Here is a 20,576-nt window from a genome sequence, read left to right on the forward strand (position 1 = left end):
AAGCCTCCAGTCTTTTTTATAATGAATAAACATGGCGCTGTATTCTGTGCGCCGGGATCAGCGTTTTATAACCAGCCTATAAACATCTTACCAACTTATCGCAGGATGCTAATCTAATCATATAGCCTTCATAATTATATCAGGGAAGAACACTTGAATATTATAAAATCATTAGCCAGTATTTTGACGAAATGGTTAATGCAGGAAACTCAGGAAGCATCTGCCTCACTCTGTGATTTTGAAAGAATCCGTCATGAACTCAAGCCTTGTGATGTTATCCTGGTGGAAGGCCGATCCAGAGTTAGTCAGGTTATCAAGCAAACCAGCTATAGTCCCTGGTCTCATGCCATGCTTTATATCGGCAGACTCCATAATATAGAAGACAACAGAATTCGCCAGACTGTCATGGAGCGCTACAATGGCTCTCCCGATGAGCAGCTTATTATTGAAAGCGAGCTGGGGTACGGAACCGTTGTTCACCCGCTAAGCCGTTATGAAAACGAGCATGTACGCATTTGTCGGCCTAATGGATTGAGCTTTCAGGATAGTCAGCAGGTTATTCATTATGCTGTCAGTCGGTTAGGTGTTGGTTATGATGTCCGACAGATATTGGATCTGGCTCGTTTTTTCTTTCCCTACTCTATTTTGCCTCGACGATGGCGGTCATCCCTATTCCAATATTCTCCGGGACAGGAAACAAAGACAGTTTGTTCAACAATGATTGCAGAAGCATTCAGTTTTATCCATTTTCCTATTTTGCCACTGGTCAAGCGTAATGGAGACAAGGGGGAAGTACAGTTATTCCAGAGGAATCCCAAACTGTGCAAGCCCAGTGACTTTGATTACTCTCCTTATTTCCAGATTATCAAGTATCCTTTTCTTGATTACACCCATCATTCTGACTATCGGCTTTTACCCTGGCATGGTCATGGGGCACTTGAAGGTAGCGAATCAGACTTATATATGTCACCCAGTAAACTGGAAGAACTTAAACAGGCACAACCTATCGATAAAATCGAACTAACACAACAGCTAAAGAGTGATGATAAGCTAACACCTCCTCCCTCAGAAACATCCCATTAATGCAATATAGAAACTAAAATATATATTAATATTCCTAATAAATCTTATATAAAAGTGGACGCCTGATAATTCTAGTCCATACTTCTACTTGCTGATTTGGTCGACTTCCCCCTACGGCTAGATCAGCCTAGGTCAGTAATGACCTTGGTACTTGGATTGTGTACCTATGTTTCACTCCTAAATGGTCTTAGCCCGGTTTCGCTCCCCCCAGTGATCCGGGTTTCTTTTTGTCTGAAAACCGTGGCTTGCCCTTGTTTTTAAATGGTTTTTTTAAATTCTGCACTTCTGTCCAGTTTTTCAAAATCAACATTACGGGTCATTATAAGGCAAAAAAACTTGCCCAAAACTTGCCTAAAACTTGCCCGGACTTGCCTCAAAAAATCCCCGCCTGGAATCACTAAGCGGGGAACCTTATCAATTCAGTTTTACCTCCTTGCTCATAATCACGTCGTCAAATCCCATCCTGCTCAGCGTGTCAGAAACTTGACGCAAATCACAGCCCAGCTCCTTGTACCACTCAGCCAGTGCTAAGTCAGATTTATCCCCAAAGCATTCAAACCGGCACTTTGCGTTTTTTTCCATCAGTGAAACTCGCGCAGCAATAGACTCTAAACGGTTGATTGGATGCGGCATACCATTACCTCGTACTCAATTATGAGGAGATACCCCCCCCCCCGTGTTTCGATTTGCGCCAATCTTACTCCACGCCTTTCTGGGAAAATTGATACAGATCAATATTTGATTACGAATTAACCAGCGGTTAATATTTATGTATTAACAATAAAAACGCATAACCAAATTTAACAAAGGACGGTTGATTTTGACGCAAGACGAGCTGCTAGCGCGATTTTCTGCGAGACTTACAGCTTTGCTGGATAGACAACATATGTATAAAAACCAGCTCGCCCATGCGGTTGGGGTCAGTAGTGTGGCCGTAAACAAATGGACAAGGGGTAAGAGCCTGCCGTCGTTGCTGATGCTTATGCAGATTTGCGAAGCGCTTGACGCTACTCCTAACAGTCTGCTGATTGATATGAGAGAAGATCGGAGGCGGAGGAATGGCAGGAGAAAGAAGTAATGCCCGGCGCTAAGTCCGGGCTTTGTGTTAATGCAGCTCCTGAATAATTAACTCTAACCCGCTGATGATTGGTGTGTCAGAAATAAAATAGTCTTCAATAGTAAAAGGGACTTGACTTCCGATCATGGGCACAATCACGTCATTTTTATTCAAATCAAATTCTGCAACCGTGAAAAATTTACTATAATAATCTTTGCTAGGGATGCCTGTAGCTCCGGAATACGGAATGACTTTGTACTCTTCCCACTCAACGGCAGTTGAACTCCCCGCTTTTCTTGTGACACATAAATTAGACTGGCTCCCTGCGACTTTATTCTTTATCCGCACGGAGAAATAAACAAAATACCTGCCAGTGTTCGGAATAACGATTCCTGATGCTGGATCGCCAGCTACGGCATCAATCAGGTCAAAGCCGGTATCAGCTCGCTCTACTAGCGGCAAAGCAAAAGCAGACTCTTGTTCTTTCCCGCTCACACTCGGATCACTTGCAAATATCGCATGATTGCCCAATCTTCTGCTCATGCTTTGCAGGCCAGACTCTACGCCTGCAATTCTCCCCGCCAAATCTGGCGATAAAGCAGGGTTTTCAGAATTGAGAGCTGTCATTGAAAACAGCGTTTCCCGTAATTTTGCAGGGCTGATTTTGTGACTGGTATTATCAGCCAGGTTATCAGAGTTTTTTTGATTAACTGTTTCGATTGTCATTATAAAAACCCGTTGCTGAATCCGTCACTAAATGCTGTATTTTCTGTTGGCGGTAGAGCTGTTAAATCACCGATAGCAATGATTGTTAAACCCTCGCCGGTTTTTTCTAAATCAAAAACGTCATAAACAATTTTGATTTTTTCCCCGGCGTATAAATCAATCTCGACAGGTTTGAAGTATTTTGACTCATACATGCTGGATAAATACAGGGTGTATGGCTGCCCTGTTGACTCAGCCAGCACTTTGACTACGCCAGCATTGCGGCTGTAGCTGTCAGGTGCGACGATCCGCACCCGGCCTGTTGTTTTAACCTCGTGCCATGTGGTTGAGGTGTTTTGGGTTGCTCTGGTGAGCAGTGGTGTTGTCATGTTTTTTTTCAACTCTTAATTATGCATGACTATAATTAAACCGATTTGATATGCCAGCACTGGATTATCTCAACCGGCGGTGCATAAGTGGGTATCCGGCAAGAGTACACCCAGACTGTATGTGCTGTTGCAAATCTGCGACGCGCTCGGAGTTACGCCTGATGAGTTGTTGTTATAAGCTTGATAGCGATGTGCCTATGGGGATTTTTGCTGTTGCTGAAAAAATAAACCATAAAAAATGAATCCAACTCATTGATCCTATGTCTTGTAAAATATTATCCGGATACGCGGCTTTTACCTGCAATCTGTTATCCATAGATAGGCCGATAAAGGGTGCGTACGGACAATCGTCATGCAGTCCATTTTCCCCCGTAGCCGAAACAGGGCTGATAGGCATCGTGTTAAATACACAATAATCACCCTTCAGCACCCTAGGGAATTTAAAAGATGGCAGCATGCGGTGTTTTGATGCGCTATCCGACGAATCGCCAGCAACATAAATATAGCCTCTTTCTTCTATCTTTTTTTTGCAATAGTCCAGGCTCCAGTTTTGCGGTAAGTGATTTGGAGCATATATAAAAAGACTATCGTTAACTTCGATTATATTACCATTTTTATCAAGCACTATCCCTTCAATGTTAACCAGATCGGTGATATTTAGCACTTCATGCTCGGATGAAAAAACAGGTTCAGATTTGCCGTTTCGTACAATTACCCCATAACTTGATTTTTTTGTTAGCGGAATCTTTCGATATATTCTAAATTCTCCATTTTTTGTGCCACTAAAAGGAGTAACAATTATCTTGTATTTTATACTCTGTGTATTTGCATCAAAATCATATTTTATAACTGCGCCACCAGAACCTTTGCTTACTGCAAACAGCACAGCATCAGACAGCTTGTATGTCTTTTCGTATACGGCTGTCGATGCGAATTTATATATTTTGTCAACGCTTATATTTACATACTCCTCACTTATTGTTTTTTCGCCATTGGTATTTAGAAAGTTAACTCCATAGCTACCACTCATAATAAAAAATTCCTGCGTAAACGTCTTCGCTTAATGTTATATGAGCTTCAGAAAAGCCGCCTATAGACAGACTGAATTCTATTTCTTTTCCACTATTTATAAACTCATGCGTTAATACTAAAGAGCTGGGATCTTTTATATTTCTAAACAGTCTGCCGTAAGGAATAATATTGACAAAGAACCTATCAAAATTTTGATAGGCTGGTAACAATAGTATTTTTTTTACCGGCTGTCTCGGTGGTGCTGTTTCTCCTTTTTTAAAGTGTAAGAGTTCAGTGTCAAGCAGTTTGTAAGTACTGCCAACTAAAACAGAGTCAAAGGTTTTCTTTCCTTCAGGGTTGTATGTTCGAATTCCTAAACTCATGATAGTTCGCCTATTTCAACCCTTAATACATTATGCTCATCATAAACACGGATAAAATTATTTTTGATTTCTAAACGGCCTCCAGTATCGGCGGATTTAATATTTAGCTTTCCTTTATAAACAATATCGTTCGTGTTCTTGTCGTAGTACAGCTGACCATTTTTCTCTGTTTTTTCTCCAGATCCAACCCAGAACGGGTAGTTTCCAACACTGGAAACCTCAACGCGGGGGCCAGTAATAGGAGCTGTTTTAAAAGTGCCTGCGGTAATAGTGCCGAGATTTGCGGAGACTGCTGCCAGATTGTCAACGCTGATCTTTTTGGCAGTTATCCCACCGTCCTCGATAGAGACTCCAGGCATAACGACTTTGCCATCTTTCACAGCAAACGACAGTGCAGAGGCACCCGGAGAGCCAACAGCAAATGTATCAACACGGAACAATGCATTGCTGCGCTTCCCGTCGTTGTTCATCTGGAACCCGCTGCAATAGCCGTTAACGTCCATCTGAACGCCCCATTTTGCTTGAAGGGTTTTTACTCCGTCTTTTACCTGAGCAATGGCGGTAGACTGCTGCTGGACTGCTGCTTTTGCGTCATCAACTGCCGCCTGAGCTGTTGTGATTTTGCTGCTGAGAGCGCCATCGGCAGCCGCGCGAGCCTTTACCTCTGTCTGTATTGCTGTGTTAATAATGCTGTCAGCGCTTTTATAGTCAGCAGTGACTTTATCAATGCGCTGCCCCAGTGAGTAATCGGCACCCGACCTCGTGCTTGCCTCGCTGCTAATAGAGCTTTGCAGGTGCTTGTCGGCAGTCTTGTAGTCTGAGATAGCTTGAGTTACCTGCCTGCTTAAAGCCTCATCCGCTGTAGCTCTGGCCTCCTGTTCAGCCTTAATTGCCGCTCCTGCCGCTGTGTCACCAGAAGCAATGTCAGCAACAATTTTATCAACGCGCTTGCTCAGAGCCTCATCAATAGTTGTTCGGGCAGACTCCTCTTTTTTGATAGCTGCTACACGAGCTGCGGTTTCGTCTGACAGCTCAGAGCTGATAGTCGTTATCTGTTGAGCAAGACTTTCATCTTTTGCAGCTCTTGCGGTTGACTCCTGCTGTATAGCCGCTGTCCGGTTTTTTGTCTCGGTTGACAGGTCAGCAGCTATTCGGGTTATCTGACTGCCAAGGGCTGTATCTTTGGTAGCTCTTGCTGATGCCTCCTGTGTTATTGCTGCTTTTCGGGCTGCGGTTTCGTCGCTCAGGCTTGCGGCAACAGTATCAACCCGCTTACCTATGGCTTCGTCGGCTGTAGCTCTGGCCTCCTGTTCTGCTTTGATTGCTGCGTTAGTGTTGGTGCCACCGTCAGTCATGTCTGCCACAACTTTATCAAGACGTGTTGCTAGTGCCTGATCAGCATCGGTTAGCGTCTCGATCTCGGTATGCACAAGCGCAGTGACTTTTTTATCGCCCTCTTGATACTCAGACTCTACTTTGCGTATCCACTGGCTGTGCGATTCGTCAGACGTGGCCTGAGCTTGAGCAATGACTTTTAAGCCTGCGCGGGTAATGGCAATGTCAGACTCAAAGCCCGCCACCTGCTCATCAATCTTTTTAGACAGAGACTGGTCGGCAGTTGTTCGAGCTTCGGACTCCTGCCGGACAGCCGCTACCCTTGCCGCTGTTTCATCTGATAATTCAGAGCTGATAGTGTCAACACGCTTACTCAGGGCTTCGTCGGCTGTAGTCCGGGCTTCCTGTTCTGACTTAATAGCTGCTGTGCGATTTGCGGTTTCGGTCGAAAGATTGGCCGCAACAGTGTCAACCCTGCTGCCAAGAGCCGCATCTGCCGTGACTCGCTCAGTTACGGCTGCATCTATGTCGGAGCCTAAATCCTGCCGGGCTTTTGCCAGATCAGCTTGAGCCTGTTTAGCCTGGTTAGATAAATCAGTTTTGACATCTGCAATATTGCTATCAATCTCTGAGTTTAAGTCCTGCCGGACTTTATCAAGTCCCGCCTTTGTCTCCTGAGCTTGTTTGTCTATCTCTTGCCGGTTCTTGCTGATGTCAGTTTTAACTTCGGCAATGCCTTTGTTTATTTTGTCGTCAAGGTCTTTTACATCGCCCTCGATCTCAGTCATATCCAGCTTTGCTGTGGTGCCAGAGAACTCGCCGGAGTAGTTAAACTCAGATGCTCCCCACACGTCACACCATGCAAGCCTGAAGAACCAAGAGCCTTTCAGATTAAGGTCAAACCGGGCAGCTTCGGAGATTTGCAGCAAATTGTCAGTACCGGGGGAAAAACCCTTGGCCTGACTGCCCCAGATTCGCAAATCCCGCAAATCAGGCTCATTGCTACCATCAACAGTGACAATAAAGGCGTCAATCAGAGGGTGAATCTGGATGTTATTCGGCACTGCCGGAGGTTCGTTCCTGACTCCCAGTGTTGCAGGTTCGCCTGGTACGCCTTTGCTGTTATATGGCGTTACGCGGACAGTAAACGCCCGGCCTGAGCCGCTATTAACACTCTGCTCTGCTGAGTACTCCCAGCGAGTGTCTTTATACTGCTTTACGGAGTACAGGACTTTGCTGTTTTTGACGACATCAACAGTGTAGTGATCTGCGCTGAGTACTGGTTCCCACTCAACTTTCAGCGCTGGCCCAGTGAATGGCTCAGACAATGTAATCGTGGTTGACGGAGGCACGTCGAAGTCTTTACCAGTTAATTTGATAAAGCCAGTTTTCCAGTCGCCTTGCCCGTCAGCTACGCCTGCCACTCTAAACCAGTTGCTGCCGTTGAATAGCCTGGTTGACCATGTGTTGATGGTAGTGACAGCGACTCTTGCCCACTCTTTACCGTCAAGACTGTGATCTATAACAAACTCACGCGCACCGGCTGTTGATTGCCAGCTCAGGGTTGCGGATTGCGGGTCTGTCACCTCCTGCACGATAACCAAGTCAGAAATAACCGGCCTTACATCACGAGGCAGATTATCCCCCGCACCGCCCTTTTGAGGCACTGGCAGCGCTTCAAAGCCATAGACAACAGGATTATCATAAACAGCAGTAACAGAGACTTGACCGCTGGCTGCTGGCGCAATGCTGGTTACGATAAAATCTTTGCAGAAAGCCCCGTCTGTCCCGATCTGGAATTGTGTGCGAGCTTGCATGTCGCCGGTATAAATATCAAAATCGGGCTTTTCAGACAGCAACACCCTGTTACTACCAGCAGCCTCAATTTTATAAGGGCCCGCCATCGTCCCGTCAGGCCTGCACAGAGAGATATAATTCTGCTTTGCGGGATGCAGCTCTACATCAGAGCTGAGTGTTGCCCGGAGTCCGTCAAAAGCAACAATCTCGCCAGACTGCCCCCAGCCCTGGAGCCAATAGCTAACCCCGATTTTATCCCCAAACATGGAGTTGAGCGCCTGCATCTCAGTAGTAAAGCTGATTTGCATCCGGCGATAGATCATCTTTGCACATTCAAAGATGCCGATCCGGTAAGCTTGCTCCCGGTTAGCTACTGATCTGAGGGTAATCCGTTTGGGGTTAGCTGCTGGATGATTCGGCAACTGGCACAGGATTTCGTCATTGTCCCAGATGCCCTGGTTGTAAAACTCGACGATGATGGAGTCATTGTCGCCAGCCTGGGGAAATGATCGCTCAACCGATGGAGGATTAGGCATCATAAACGGGGTATACATTGATCGCCTGATTAGCTTCTGCATATCCCGCACGACATAAAATTTGCCGTTGTGAGTTAAGACGGTTCCCCGGCCTGCCGCTGCAATCTCCTGCAAAGCACCGAGTAGAGTGCCACGAGTATCAAATACCCGGCTGACAGTTTCGCCTGCCAGCTTCCATTGCTGATGCAGACTCAGGATATTGTCTAAATCAATCAGATCATCAGACAATCGCCCGCCATGTGTGGAGCGGATAGCATTGCAGAAAGCCCAAGCAATCTCCCTGTTTTTTGTTGGCTTTGTCCAGCCGTTGCCCGTCCATTCGGGTGTTAAAGCTGTGGCTTTGATATTAAAACGCTTTTCAGACTGCTGGCTCAGGTTGTTTGATGCCCGGACACGGACAGCAATCTTTGTGATGCCGGGATACTCCTGCCTGCTGGGGTAATAAGCCCTTGCTTGCTCCCAATGCACAGAGTCCCGCGCTTTTGTGCTGGTGCTGGCGTTGTTGGTACGCTTTACCCGGACATGATAGCGAGCGTCTTTGACCTCCCACCTGTGGCTCCATCGCTGGGGAGTTGTGGTAGCACCGGAGTATTTGACGGATTCAGACTGCCAGCTTCCCGCTGGCTTATCATCTTCATCAATCTCCTGGTACTGAATTTCTATTTCCGCTGTTCTGCCGTACAAGTCACCATCATCATTCATCCCATAAATACCACCACGGGCAGAAAAATCGCAGGCGAGATAGTTGGCTTTCTGGTTTTTCTTCACGACAACGTAAGGGCCAGACCAGTCTTGATACTCCTCCTCATTAGGGCCAAACATTTCAATACCGGCCACTTCTTCGGATGTATCGACGTTATCAGGAAACAGCGTTACTTTGTCGTTTGGCCCATACACTTCATACTCAATATCTTGATAAGCAGAATGTTCGGTATCCCCGATCTGCAAAGGCTCTAAGTCAAACTCACCCCAGCCAAGACTAAAAAGCTGATAAAGATACTGGTCGTTCCCGTCATACTCCTTCCAAGGCTGGCTCAACATATCCGGCCAGTGCCGGTTATAGCCGACGGCGAAAGGGATGGGGTTCATCAACCGCGCCTGGTTGCCCTGAGCATTAATATCATAAGTCGGGCTAGCATCTGGCAGGACAGACTCAGACGGTGGTGGAGGCATGGAGGATATAGCAACAACAGCCGCCACTGCTGCCGCTGCCGCTGCTGCCCACGCCCAGTAGATAGCTGTGCCTGCCGCGTAAGGCCGCACAGCCAGTACAACAGGCTCACCCTCCCTCAATACCAGTTGCGGCCATAGCTCAGGCTCTACCGCTTTACCGGACACAATGCACTCTACCGGCTGGCGTTCTAACTCCTGCGAGTATCCCGGCACATTATCAGACATCCATTGGTGCAGGGTTTGACCGGCTTTGACTTGATGGATTACCTCACCCTCACGCGGCCTGAGTATATTTTCCCATTCAATGATTGTGGCTTTTTTCATAAAACTCGACTTTCGTGAAGGCTCTTTGAAGGATATGTAAGTGATCGAACCGGACACCGGCTTGCTCCCTGCTGTGCAGCACCCCGCCGCCGTCTACAGAGAGATACAGGCCAACATGTCTGACTAATAGCTGCCCGTCTTTTTCCTGCCAGCAGACAACTATGCTGCCGTGTGAAGCTGTTTCTGATTTGCGCCAGACGCCTGACTGAAGCTCTTGATAAAACGCCTGAGTGATGCCTGCCCGGTCATCTGTAATAACGTTGCCATGCTGATTGATTGAGCTGTCAAAGTGCCGTTGCAGCACATCAATGATTAAGCCCCAGCAGTCATAAGCATCGGGGCCACGGGCATAAGCAATCCAAGGCTTACCGAGGTAGTCCAGTATCCAGTTCATAAATTCACTTTTTTAACGAGCGAGAATTTGCGCGCGTCTATCTGACAAGTCCGGGGGCGAAAGCAGGTGTATAGAGGTAATAAGGAAAAGGCCGGTTAACAATATCGACAATCGTCGCTGTAGCAGTTATCTGCCCGTCCTGACATCGAGCGCCCTGCAAAGACCATTGAAATGGCACGTTTTCGGGGCCAGTCACCTTGCCCGTATCAACATCAAGCAAATACAGCCGGTAATACGTTTTCAGCTCGCCCGGAGAGCTGACAGCTCTATCAAGCTGCTCTTCCACGTCCATTGTTATATCACCGAGCGTAATTTGCAGGTCTGCATAGCCGTTGTCGTTAATCGTTGGGTCGGTGATCGCCAGTGGTGCCGGGTCGAAATTTACGGTTTTGCCACCATCAACAGGGGCTGACTTTTCCAGCGGGCAGTTAACAGGGGTCAGGCTGTCACTGGATGAAACAAACCGGAACGGCCTGTTTATTCCGTTTTCATCCGTAAATGCCTGATGATGAAACTCAATAGTCTGTAGCACCACGGCATTAACCGGAGCGCTCGCGTATGCTGTTTTTAGTGCTGACATAGCATAAAAAAAACCGCCCGGAGGCGGTCTTATCAATCCTTCGGAGGGTAATCGGGGAATCGGTCTTTTAGAAAGTCCGGTAGTTCGGGCCAAGGGGTATCCAGACTAATCATTGCATCTTCCTCAATGTTTCCCTGAATTGCAGGGTTTGCTTATACTGCTGCTCAGAAATATCCGTTTTCACGCCCAGCTCGTCCTGCTCTTTATAAGTCTGCACAACATCAAAAGTGTCAGACAGCATTCGCTGCCTTTTAGCCTCCTTGCTTTTTTGTAAAGCCGTGGAAGCTTCGCAGGCATCACGGGTTATTGATTCGATTTCATCATCATCAAGCCCTAGCTTTTTTAAATACTCCGGCGAGGTGTCTGTATGACTCTCGCCGTCAACGATGTATGAAAACATTAACTGATCTCCATTTTTTTGCTCAGTAGCGCCTTACGCAGACCGTAGCTGTTGCAGTGGCTGGCATGACCTATCCAGCTTTGCAGCTTTCGACCTGCATCCGTTATTGATAACTCACCCGTCTTTATCTGTCTTTTATATTTTTTTATTTTTGTTTTGATTCGCTTAATACTGCATTTTCTCAGCAATCTATGAGTTGGATATATTCGATAGCCGAGAAAATCCAAAGCCCTGCCATTTTTTACAGCAACAGGAAAAACCTGAGTCTTATGATTTGTTTTTAGACGCAAGTAATTCAGCAGGAATCGCTCTATATCAGCCCGCCATTGGTGCAACTGTCGCTTATCATGATGAACGACCACAAAATCATCCATATAGCGAATGTACCGCTTTATGCTCAGCGTGTGCTTCGCATACCAGTCAAGCTCGTGCAGATAAATGTTTGCACAAAGCTGGCTGGTGAGATTCCCGATAGGGATTCCATTCTCACCAGGGGAGCTATCAATAATTGCTGAAATTAATGACAGTGTTTTTTTGCAGCTTATTTTTTGAGAGATCAGCTTTTTGAGCGTCTCTCTGTCAATGCTTGCGAAGTATTTTGATATATCTGCTTTAAGGGCATAGATTTTCCCACACCTTCTTTGAACGTCTCTTAAAAACCTCTGCGCTCTATCTGCACCTGCATGAGTGCCTTTTCCGACACGGCACGCATAGCTGTCATAAATAAACCGTTTCTCAAATATTGGCTCTATTGCTGCGACAATAGAATGCTGAACCACTCTGTCACGAAACGGCAATGCTGCAACCAGTCGTTTTTTTGGCTCATAAACATAAAAATTATGGTATACGCCTGTTTGATACGACCCCCAGAGCAACTCATTTTGAAGCTGTATCAGATTCTCGTCGAGATTAAAGAAAAATTCAGCTACTTCATGTCGATTTCTTTTTCCTTTTCTGGCTCTGTAAGCCGCTTTATAGAGGTTTTCAAAATCAACAATCTGAGAAAATAAGTCAGAACCGGCGCACCGGCCTGACTGTTCAATATTTTGGCATCCAGCCATGTCGAAGACATCCTTTTTACAATGCACTGGATATACAGCCATAGCCGGATAACTTCTGGCGATTGAAAGAGCGGGGCGAAACCCGATATTGCTGTTGGCGTTGGAGCGAGCGTTGTTCAAGTTCAACGCAGCGAGGCCAGCATTCGAGCCGTTGTTCCAATTGCCGCCACGGAAAGGAAGGCGTTTTAATGTCTGCGACGTTCATTTTGCATCCAGCTTCCAATAATACATCCAATTTCATGCAAATGCTTTGACCATATTTCGTACTTTTTTATGGGCAAATACTTTAAATCAACAGACAGCCTAAGCAATGTTCGTAAAAATTCGGTATGTATATCCATATCCGCAAGGGTTGTCTTTTTGTGGTGGCGCTTGCCACACCTGATAACCAGTTTAACCAGCTCCAGCATAGCCTCTCTTATTTCAGCACATAGCGTGTGTCTCTCGTGCTTTGGATAATGCCTGAGAGCTGTATAACCATATGCCGTCATATCTTGGCATTTTTGCAATAAAATAAATTCTGACATTTAGTAACCGCCCGCTCTCGCGGGCTTATCAAGCAACAAATAACAAGCATCAAGCAGCAAAAGCGGGGCGAAACCCGATATTGCTGCTGGCGTTGGAGCGAGCGCCGAACAAGCCCAACGCAGCGAGGCCAGCACCCGAGCCGTGCGCCCAACGGCCGCCACGGAAAGGAAGGCGCTCGCCGTAGTTTCGGATATACATTCGACCCTGAATATCTTTCCCCACAGGCTCTATAAGCAGGCGTTTCATCAGCTCGTTCGAGACGTAAGACGGGTCTTTTGTGATCGCGTCCCACGTTTGCGAATTGTCCGCATAGTAACCATTATCGCCTTTTGGCCCTGCATAATTTGTTACTTTGCTATTGATAAATTGAGCGCCCTTGCTACCTTTATCGCTTTCATCGCCCGCAGCAGGGGAGTCAAAGTAGCAATCTTGCGCAACCCAGCTCGCCTCCGGCATGGCGAAGTCGTTATCAGGAGTGCAAATTACTCTGCCATCTTGCGTCTTTAGCCCTAGCTGCCACTCCCAAACATTGCCGACCAAATCATACACACCCGCATCAGTTTTATCATGCGCCCACGCTGCCGGGCCTGACCCTGTGTTTGTTCTGGCTGCACCCGAACGATCATTTGCTGCTTTGCCATCACCCCGCCTGCCGAACTCAAAATAGTTTTCGTGCGACCTGCCATATTGCGTATTACCTGTTGGTTGGTAGCCGTTAGCGATACACCATAGGCTGACTGCTGCCCATTCGTGAGCAGTCATCAGGTGCCAGCCCGACCCTTTGTCTTCACACGCTTTTTTTGCAGTATCAAAATTTATTGAGGTGCGAGGATCGACACCGGGCATCGATGCCGCACTACTGCTTGACGCTAAATATTTTCCAATAAATATTTCCGGCAGTGCGTCACCGTCTTTTACAAATGCCGTAACGTCACCGCTACCCATGACATCAGTCATGCCGATGTCATCGTATGTAAATCGAGGTATGACAACCATCACATTTGCATTGCCCTGAGAGTCATACAGAACTGTGTTTTTTCCGCCTGTGGCTGACTCCACTGCGTGGCGGTAGCTGTCTTTGATGTAAGGGGCAACCCAGTCACCACTTATTCTCCCGTTGCCATCTGCTAGCGGGATTTTGCCAGCGGCAGGGTTTAGCGATGCCGTACCGCCCGTCACTACTGCCGCCGCTGAATCAGCCGACTTTTTAGCATTGGTCTCACTTTCTTTTGCCTCTGCCGCCTTGGTTGTTGCTGTGGCTGCGTCAGATTTGGCGCTGGCCGCTGATGCTGTAGCAGTCTTCTCTGCCTTATCCAAAGTGGCTTTGCTTGTCGTCACCTGATTTAACAAGCTGGTCGTTGCAGACGTAAGACCACTGACTTCTTCGACCAGATCGCCCAAAGTTTTATCTGTCATAGTGTTTCTCAGTTAAACGCGTGGAATTTGCTGATGATTTCTTGAGTACGGATAAGGTCGGCTGCTACACCCACAATCATTGCGCCAGTTTTGTTTTCTGCGGCTTCTGCGCTGGCCTGTGCTGTTTCTGCCTTACCTTGAGCGGTTTCCGATGCTGCCTTTGCTGACTCTGCCCCCGCCTGAGCCTGCTGCGCTGTCCGCTCGGATGATTGCGCCTGTGCCTGAGCTTGCTGTGCTGTTCTCTGGGCTGACTCTGCACCAGACTGGGCTGTAACTGCTGCTGACTCTGCGGCCTCTGCTGATGCCTGCGCCTGCTCTGATTTACCCTGAGCTGCTTCTGATGCTGCCTGAGCCTGCGCCGCTGCCTGCTGTGATGCCTGAGCCTGACTCTGTGCTGCCTCTGCCTTACCCTGAGCCAGCTCTGCTGCTGCCTGCCCTGCTTCGGCCTTCCCCTGAGCCGCCTTTGCTCCCTTCTCGGCTGTCTCTGCTTTACCCTGTGCGACCAGTGCCGCCTGTTTTGCTGCCTCAGACTTAGCCTGAGCTGATTCTGAGGCTTTTTGTGCTGTGACTGACTGAGTAGCTGCACTCTGAGCTATGCCAGCCTGCCGCTCTGCTTTATCGCTCTGAGTCTTTGCAAAAGCGTTTGCTGACTTAATATCAGTAATAGTGGGGTCGATCTTCGCCCACATTTGCCTCTGCACGTTGCGAGTGCTGGGGATAGTGCCGCCTTCCACCTGTATTACTGCATGATCATCACCATCCAGTACCGCTTTGTGTTTGCTGGCTGCCTGCTCTGCGTCAGTGGCCGCCTGTTCGAGCCGTTGTGATACCGTACTCATTCAAAAAATCTCTGGTAATTCGTAGTTAATAACACGGCGATAACGCTCAGACGATTTGATAGAGCTGCCAACCTCGCTGCCCTGCTGCATGATTAGCTCTGCCAGTTCATCGGGGATGATGTAGCGGTCTATGCAGTCCAGCTTTAAGCTCACCTTCCATCGGAATTGATCTCTCTTTGCTGGCTGCACATCAGCAATACGGACAGTCTGCGGGATAATGTCACCGCCCAGCTTTAGCTCCTGCGCGAACCAGTCTGTTATGTGGTCTTTGCAAAACTGCCGGAAGACCGCGAGCTGTTCATCAGTCCAGAGATAGTTGCAGGTGAAAACGGTTAGGTGTTTGGCTGATGTCGTCCGCGATCGGGAGGCACCCAATATATTTTTAGTCGTCTGAGCAATGCCGAGTGTGTAGCTGTATCCCTGCTTGAGCGGTTTCCCCAACTCAGCAGGCCAGATAATGTCAGTCATACAACTCCAGCTTTAACGATACAGTCCAGTGATTGCCGGTATGGCTGGCTGTCGGAGCTGAGATAATCTTTGCTCTCTTGCGCTCAATCACCCCTGCCCGCTTGACCGGAGCCATAAAAAAAAGCGCCCCGTAGTAGAGACGCTTGATATAGAACCAGTCGAACAAAGACCGCTGTATATCCGACAGAAGAAGCTTTGCAGTAACGTGCTCTGGCGGATTCTCTTGCCTGACTCTCGACCCCGGACTAAAGCCAAGCTGCTTTGTCTGCACCAGCTCAATATTCTGGTCATAGCTGTAACCGGACAGGAGCCAAACCCCGAGCGCATCAGGCCACTCTACACTCATCGACTAGGACTCCTCTGCCAGCCAAGATGCTGCCGACCTGCATTGACAAAAGCACCGCCCCGGCGAATCTGGTTTGTTAGGTTTTCTTCGGATTTGGCTACAGCGATGGTGATGATCCGGTCTGCGTCGTTTATGCTGGCAGACGTGCCTTCGGGAGCATTGTTAATAATGATTTGCCAGTTGGGTTTGCTGTCTGCCTGCTTTTCTTTGCTGCCATGCTTCGCCAGGTACGCCTTTAAATCTGCGTTTGTCCGATCATCAACAACCCGCTCACCCTTTTGTAGCAGCCACGTTCCCTCGCTGGGTACATAATCAATACCGCTGTGTGCAATACCTGTAAGCTGCACTGCCTGAGCTGCTGCGGTTAATGCTCCAGACTCGACAGTGGTAGTTGCCACAGCGGGCATATTGTAGGGAAAGGGTGCGCTAGACCACGCTTTCATGATTGCAGGAATGGCGGAGGACATGGTTTCTGCAATATTGAAAGCCTTGGTTGCAGCAAACATTACTTTATAGGCTTTTGACTGGGTTCCCATCATTTCGCCCATTACGCCTGTAAAGCTGCTTAACCCATTCTGCAAAAGTTTTGAGTGCTGCTTTGCCGATTGTTTCTCTATCTGGTTTTTTGCATCAGAAAACTGCTTCTGCGTTAAAAGCCCTTTGTTTTTATACTCCTCAGCTTTCTTTAGCTTTTCCTGCTCATGAGCGTCAATCAGCTCCAGCTCGGTCATATTCTGCTGTTTAAGCTGTTCAAGCCAGTCAGTGCCTTGGGTGTTTATGATGTCGGTGCCGCCAGTACCGTTACGAGAATCACCGCCCGTGTTACTGGTTACGCCAGGAACAGGTGTTGCCGCATTAACTGATGAATTATCTATCTGGTCAATCAGAGCATTAACCTGATCTCCAAGGGAGTCAGAAAACTGGAATGGAGTGATTAGCTGCTGCTTTATTGCTGCTATTTTTCTATCAAGCTCATCCAGTCGCTGCTGATCTTCGGCTGTTTCAAAAAACTGAGTCTGATTATCTGTTTCTTGCGTGTATATCGAGTCGTAAAGCGAATCTCTTTGAGATTCAAGGCTTTTTAGCTGGGCCTCAAGTCTTGCAGAATCCTCGCTAAACTCAAGGCCAAAGTTTTTATATATCTCCCTTAGCTTGTTGTGACTTTTGTTTAATATTGCCTCTATCGCTTTCGCTGTGGTGTTTATAGCCCCTAGCAGCGATACAGCTATAAATCTGGCTAACCCCTGAAAACCCCCGTGAGCCTTAGCTATTTCTGTTAACCAATCCCTTATGCCATTACTAACCATTGACACGGCAGGAGCACCAGCAGCCTTTATCTGATCCCACAGGCCGCCAGTGGTAACAATCAGCCCCTCCATATCCTTGTTGGCTTGGCTGATCTGCTCCATTTGAGCGCTAGTTAATGCAAGCCCAAGACTTTCTACTTCGGTAACAAGGTTTTGCAGCTCTCCTTTATTTTTTACCAGCGATGGCAGCAAGGATGTGGATGCATCGTTTAGCTCATCGAGCCAAAACCGGGCATCCGTTTCTGTCATTTTGTTAATTTCTTCAGAGAACTTTTTAAATTGCTCATCTGGTGCCAGGTCAGCCCAGTCTTTAGCTGACTGGTTTATCTGGGTGAAGAAATTAACAAGAGGGCCGCTGTTATTTTTGGCTGCATCGGTAATTCTGGTATTCAAATCCTTGAAAACATCAGAAAGCTGATCGCCAGATACGCCAACTTGTTGAGCTGCCTTTGTGTAAGCGTCCCACTTGCCAGCAGCAACACCTACCATGTCGGCCTGCCGCTTTATTTCTGCCGTATTTTCGTAGGCTTGCTTTATGCCGTACAGGGCCGCCCCCGTACCAACGGCAACCAAGGCTGTCTTCATCGACATAGCCGCACTGGTAAGCCCTTTGATAGAGCCTGCCGTTGCTGTCGATGCCCGTTTTACAAACCTGCTAAAGTTGCCGTATTGCTGCTGGGATCGCCGCAACTCTGATCTAAATTGAGCAGAGTTGAGTCCCAGCGTCGTTATTAATGATGCCAGTACTGCCATAAATCAGAGTTTCAGATAGTTAGCCCAGCGCGCCATTTCATCATCAGGATTCTGTTTCAGAGCAGGCTTTTCTGGTGCAGAGGGTTCGGAGGGTTCGCTGATGATTTTGAAATATGCCCGCCACTCTTGTATCTCGCGGGCAGGCAGCTTTTCTATTTCACAGACAGGTAAACCGAGTTCGACTCCCAACCGGAACAGGAACATTCTGCCCGGTCGGGATCTCAGTTTTTTTCTACATCATCCGTTGGTACGATGCCGCTGATTTTTGCACAGGCTTCGGCCAACTCTTTAACAATGGAGCCGGGCATTTTGTTGATCTGGTCAATATCATCAGGGGTAAAGGCCAGCTCGCCATCGTCATCGAGGACACACGACACAATTAATTTTGCCTTCATGTTGTCGCTGTTAATTACGACCTCGCCAGCTTCATCTGTCTCAAACATCATACCTTCGTACTGGTCAAATGCTTTAGCATCCATTTCGCGAATGGTTACAGCTTGTTGAAGCTGCTTGATATTGACCGTTTCAGTTTTAAGCTTTGCTGTCAGCAGGGTTTCACGAATATTCATTACTTGGCACTCTCAGTAGACCATACGGTAGGCGTTGCTGTGTTTTTCTTTGCGTAGACAACCATTGTTGTCGCTGCGTTAAATTCTGGCTCTGGCAGCGCCCAGCCATTCAACACCATTTCGAAGACGGCTGATTTTTTGGATCGGGTAAACTCCATCTTCACTTTTCTGGTTTCCTGCGCTGCCGCTGCGGTTCGCAGTGATTCCTGCGCCGTGTTGTCATGATAATAAATAAAGGTCAATTCTCGGTCTTCGCCTTCACTCAATGCAGGGATGTATTTGAATCCCTCAACATCAATGGGAGTAGCATCAACAAAAGTTCCTTTATCACCTGTTACGCCTGGTGACTTGATACCGGGGATTTGAGTAAAAGTGTTTCCTGTTGCATCAGCTAGATAAAATTTGATCCCAACCGATAATGATGCATCAGTCGCAGTAACGTCTGTCATTTTGCCAGTCCTAGTAAATTACAATATCAATAATGGATCGTTTGATATGGATATCAGATGGAGGATCATCCATCCGGTTTTCAACCTGCGACCACTGCACACCTGCAAAGCGTTTTCTGTGCATTGTCATTTCAACGGCATCAGCCAAAGCGTTGGCATCCATAGCGGTCATCGACAGACAATTGATCTGCCATCGCTGCCCTTGCAGGCCGCCAGCGTCGTCAAGCGGGTCTTCAAATCTGGTGCTGACTCGCCACGCCGAAATAGCAGGCAGCTTTTCAGAGTCTGGCACCGCCCCCGGATAGATTTTTTCCCCAATAAGTCCCTGTACCGCTGGCGAGGCCAGCAGCATGGATTTAATTTTCAGAAACATTAACGACCTCTGGCTATCGCTCTCTGGATCGCTGCGGAAAGCACCTGCTTCTGAATTGATAATGCGTTTTGAGCATTTGATTCAAAAGCGGGTCGAATAAATGGGGTTGCAGGTGTGCCAGGGTGCATATTCCCCCGATCTTGATGTGCTCCTCGCTCTCTTTTGGCGCTTCTTCCAAGAGCATGAGGTTCTGTCCCGTATTCCAGCCAGTACGCATAAACAGGAGCATCCATCTTCCCGCTGGCTGCCATGTTTTTTCGACTTTTGAAAACCCCAATGTTAGCAAAAACATCAGCGTAATTAGTGCTTTTAGGGAATGTCACCGTTGTTTTGATGGATTCAAGCAGATTTCCGGTATCAACCAACCCTTTCGACTGCACATTCGCTGTCATGCTTTTCTTGATTGGCTCTGCTGACTTCCTTGCAGCCTGCCTTAATACCTTCTTTTGAGCTACAAGATTCAACTCTTTTAGCTGGTTTTCAAGCTCCGAGAAACCGGCAAGACTAAACTCCATGTCCATTAAGCACCTCCGGCAATACCCTGTTTATAACATAGTGGTACGTCTGGGCAGCTTTTTCTGTTCTCAACACCTTTCTTATTGAGTATTCGTGTGCCTGCGGTTTATACAGGCATTCGAGCTTTAACCAGCGTCGCTTTGTGTCAGACACAACGCCCGTGATTAAATAGAACCTATCCTGCCAGGCTAGCATTGCTCCGTTCGGGATTTTTCGATGCCTAAGCATGACCAATAATGTGTTTTTATCTGCCTCCATACCAGCAGCTACATCAATATCTGTTTTGCTTGAAATATCCGCCCGAAAAGCAGCCGCCACCTCATAATCATTAGACCTCTCCCCCCACTCGTTTTTTGTGGGAATAACAAAATAGGCGTACTCTCGCAGCTTCCCAGCTTGCATATTTTCTCCGGGTATAAAAAACCCGGCTTTCACCGGGTCTGATTTATTTATCCTTGAGCTGTTGCATTAGCTCCTCATGCTGTCGCTTTCGTTCGCCGTGTCGCTTGCCTGTAATGTATAAAATACAAACCAGTAATCCGCACAGAAAGCCAACTGCACCAAAAAAAACCGTTAATACAGCCGTAACAGTAATGAGCAAGCCCCAAACGACAAGAAAAAATACCAAGGAACCTGCAAAGGAACCTATAACCGATGCCGACTGAGCAAAAAATAATCCCACAATCGGTAGTGAATGCAAAAAAGCTGCAATGCGAGAGGGTGCCACCCTCTTAAACCGAGCAGCGGAATGCTGAAAGCTATCTGAAAGTCTTGACATATCGCC

The 20,576-nt window shown here is 47.4% G+C and carries 24 protein-coding genes; 1 reads left to right on the forward strand and 23 read right to left on the reverse strand.

Annotated features, from left to right (window positions below; translation table 11 throughout):
- The first annotated feature begins 153 nt into the window (after positions 1-153).
- Positions 154-1,083, forward strand: coding sequence for a YiiX/YebB-like N1pC/P60 family cysteine hydrolase (locus tag MJ595_RS16965; protein ID WP_263079192.1), 930 nt, complete (start codon positions 154-156; stop codon positions 1,081-1,083).
- Positions 1,084-1,497: 414 nt separating this feature from the next.
- Here the strand turns inward: MJ595_RS16965 and MJ595_RS16970 are convergent, their stop codons facing one another.
- The 23 genes from MJ595_RS16970 to MJ595_RS17080 form a co-directional block, all read right to left on the reverse strand.
- Positions 1,498-1,716 carry a hypothetical protein gene (locus MJ595_RS16970; protein ID WP_263079194.1) on the reverse strand — a complete coding sequence of 73 codons (219 nt, stop codon included), beginning with the start codon at positions 1,714-1,716 and terminating at the stop codon, positions 1,498-1,500.
- A 472-nt stretch (positions 1,717-2,188) separates the two neighbouring features.
- Positions 2,189-2,866 carry a hypothetical protein gene (locus MJ595_RS16975; RefSeq protein ID WP_263079196.1) on the reverse strand — a complete coding sequence of 226 codons (678 nt, stop codon included), beginning with the start codon at positions 2,864-2,866 and terminating at the stop codon, positions 2,189-2,191.
- Complete coding sequence (locus MJ595_RS16980) at positions 2,866-3,234, reverse strand: hypothetical protein (protein WP_263079198.1); 369 nt, start codon at positions 3,232-3,234, stop codon at positions 2,866-2,868. Before MJ595_RS16980 ends, MJ595_RS16975 begins: the two co-directional genes overlap by 1 nt.
- Positions 3,235-3,406: 172 nt before the next feature.
- Positions 3,407-4,264 (reverse strand): hypothetical protein, encoded by an 858-nt coding sequence (locus tag MJ595_RS16985; protein WP_263079199.1) that lies wholly within the window; start codon positions 4,262-4,264, stop codon positions 3,407-3,409.
- A complete protein-coding gene (locus tag MJ595_RS16990) occupies positions 4,254-4,628 on the reverse strand; it encodes a hypothetical protein (protein WP_263079201.1) in 375 nt (124 codons plus the stop codon). The genes MJ595_RS16985 and MJ595_RS16990 overlap by 11 nt, the downstream gene beginning before the upstream one ends.
- On the reverse strand, positions 4,625-9,793 hold the full coding sequence (locus MJ595_RS16995) for a host specificity factor TipJ family phage tail protein (protein ID WP_263079202.1): 5,169 nt from the start codon (positions 9,791-9,793) through the stop codon (positions 4,625-4,627). The genes MJ595_RS16990 and MJ595_RS16995 overlap by 4 nt, the downstream gene beginning before the upstream one ends.
- Entirely contained in the window at positions 9,771-10,187 is a 417-nt protein-coding gene (locus MJ595_RS17000; RefSeq protein WP_263079205.1) for an NlpC/P60 family protein, read from the reverse strand. Before MJ595_RS17000 ends, MJ595_RS16995 begins: the two co-directional genes overlap by 23 nt.
- Before the next feature lie 37 nt (positions 10,188-10,224).
- A complete protein-coding gene (locus MJ595_RS17005) occupies positions 10,225-10,767 on the reverse strand; it encodes a DUF1833 domain-containing protein (RefSeq protein WP_263079207.1) in 543 nt (180 codons plus the stop codon).
- Positions 10,768-10,876: 109 nt separating this feature from the next.
- Positions 10,877-11,167: a hypothetical protein gene (locus MJ595_RS17010; protein ID WP_263079210.1), complete on the reverse strand. Its 291-nt coding sequence runs from the start codon at positions 11,165-11,167 to the stop codon at positions 10,877-10,879.
- A complete protein-coding gene (locus tag MJ595_RS17015) occupies positions 11,167-12,354 on the reverse strand; it encodes a reverse transcriptase/maturase family protein (protein WP_263079211.1) in 1,188 nt (395 codons plus the stop codon). The genes MJ595_RS17010 and MJ595_RS17015 overlap by 1 nt, the downstream gene beginning before the upstream one ends.
- 59 nt (positions 12,355-12,413) lie before the next feature.
- Entirely contained in the window at positions 12,414-12,755 is a 342-nt protein-coding gene (avd, locus tag MJ595_RS17020) for a diversity-generating retroelement protein Avd (protein ID WP_263079212.1), read from the reverse strand.
- 49 nt (positions 12,756-12,804) lie between these two features.
- Entirely contained in the window at positions 12,805-14,172 is a 1,368-nt protein-coding gene (locus tag MJ595_RS17025) for a formylglycine-generating enzyme family protein (RefSeq protein ID WP_263079213.1), read from the reverse strand.
- Positions 14,173-14,180: 8 nt separating this feature from the next.
- Positions 14,181-15,011 carry a hypothetical protein gene (locus MJ595_RS17030; protein ID WP_263079215.1) on the reverse strand — a complete coding sequence of 277 codons (831 nt, stop codon included), beginning with the start codon at positions 15,009-15,011 and terminating at the stop codon, positions 14,181-14,183.
- Positions 15,012-15,479 (reverse strand): hypothetical protein, encoded by a 468-nt coding sequence (locus MJ595_RS17035; protein WP_263079218.1) that lies wholly within the window; start codon positions 15,477-15,479, stop codon positions 15,012-15,014. It abuts the gene before it with no gap.
- Entirely contained in the window at positions 15,472-15,825 is a 354-nt protein-coding gene (locus MJ595_RS17040) for a hypothetical protein (RefSeq protein ID WP_263079219.1), read from the reverse strand. The genes MJ595_RS17035 and MJ595_RS17040 overlap by 8 nt, the downstream gene beginning before the upstream one ends.
- Entirely contained in the window at positions 15,822-17,885 is a 2,064-nt protein-coding gene (locus MJ595_RS17045) for a hypothetical protein (protein ID WP_263079220.1), read from the reverse strand. The genes MJ595_RS17040 and MJ595_RS17045 overlap by 4 nt, the downstream gene beginning before the upstream one ends.
- A 3-nt stretch (positions 17,886-17,888) precedes the next feature.
- Entirely contained in the window at positions 17,889-18,089 is a 201-nt protein-coding gene (locus MJ595_RS17050; protein WP_263079222.1) for a hypothetical protein, read from the reverse strand.
- Between the two features lie 17 nt (positions 18,090-18,106).
- Positions 18,107-18,454 (reverse strand): hypothetical protein, encoded by a 348-nt coding sequence (locus tag MJ595_RS17055; RefSeq protein WP_263079223.1) that lies wholly within the window; start codon positions 18,452-18,454, stop codon positions 18,107-18,109.
- The gene (locus MJ595_RS17060) at positions 18,454-18,903 is read right to left on the reverse strand and encodes a hypothetical protein (RefSeq protein WP_263079224.1); all 450 of its coding nucleotides are present in this window, start codon (positions 18,901-18,903) and stop codon (positions 18,454-18,456) included. Before MJ595_RS17060 ends, MJ595_RS17055 begins: the two co-directional genes overlap by 1 nt.
- 10 nt (positions 18,904-18,913) lie before the next feature.
- Positions 18,914-19,276 carry a DUF3168 domain-containing protein gene (locus MJ595_RS17065; RefSeq protein ID WP_263079225.1) on the reverse strand — a complete coding sequence of 121 codons (363 nt, stop codon included), beginning with the start codon at positions 19,274-19,276 and terminating at the stop codon, positions 18,914-18,916.
- Positions 19,276-19,797 (reverse strand): HK97 gp10 family phage protein, encoded by a 522-nt coding sequence (locus MJ595_RS17070; RefSeq protein ID WP_263079227.1) that lies wholly within the window; start codon positions 19,795-19,797, stop codon positions 19,276-19,278. The genes MJ595_RS17065 and MJ595_RS17070 overlap by 1 nt, the downstream gene beginning before the upstream one ends.
- Positions 19,781-20,194, reverse strand: a complete 414-nt coding sequence (locus MJ595_RS17075) for a head-tail adaptor protein (RefSeq protein WP_263079229.1) — start codon at positions 20,192-20,194, stop codon at positions 19,781-19,783. Before MJ595_RS17075 ends, MJ595_RS17070 begins: the two co-directional genes overlap by 17 nt.
- Positions 20,195-20,237: 43 nt before the next feature.
- Positions 20,238-20,570 carry a hypothetical protein gene (locus tag MJ595_RS17080; RefSeq protein WP_263079230.1) on the reverse strand — a complete coding sequence of 111 codons (333 nt, stop codon included), beginning with the start codon at positions 20,568-20,570 and terminating at the stop codon, positions 20,238-20,240.
- Positions 20,571-20,576: the final 6 nt, after the last annotated feature.

Origin of the sequence: Endozoicomonas sp. Mp262, from assembly GCF_025643335.1 — a bacterium.
In the GTDB taxonomy this organism is placed as follows: Bacteria; Pseudomonadota; Gammaproteobacteria; order Pseudomonadales; family Endozoicomonadaceae; genus Endonucleibacter.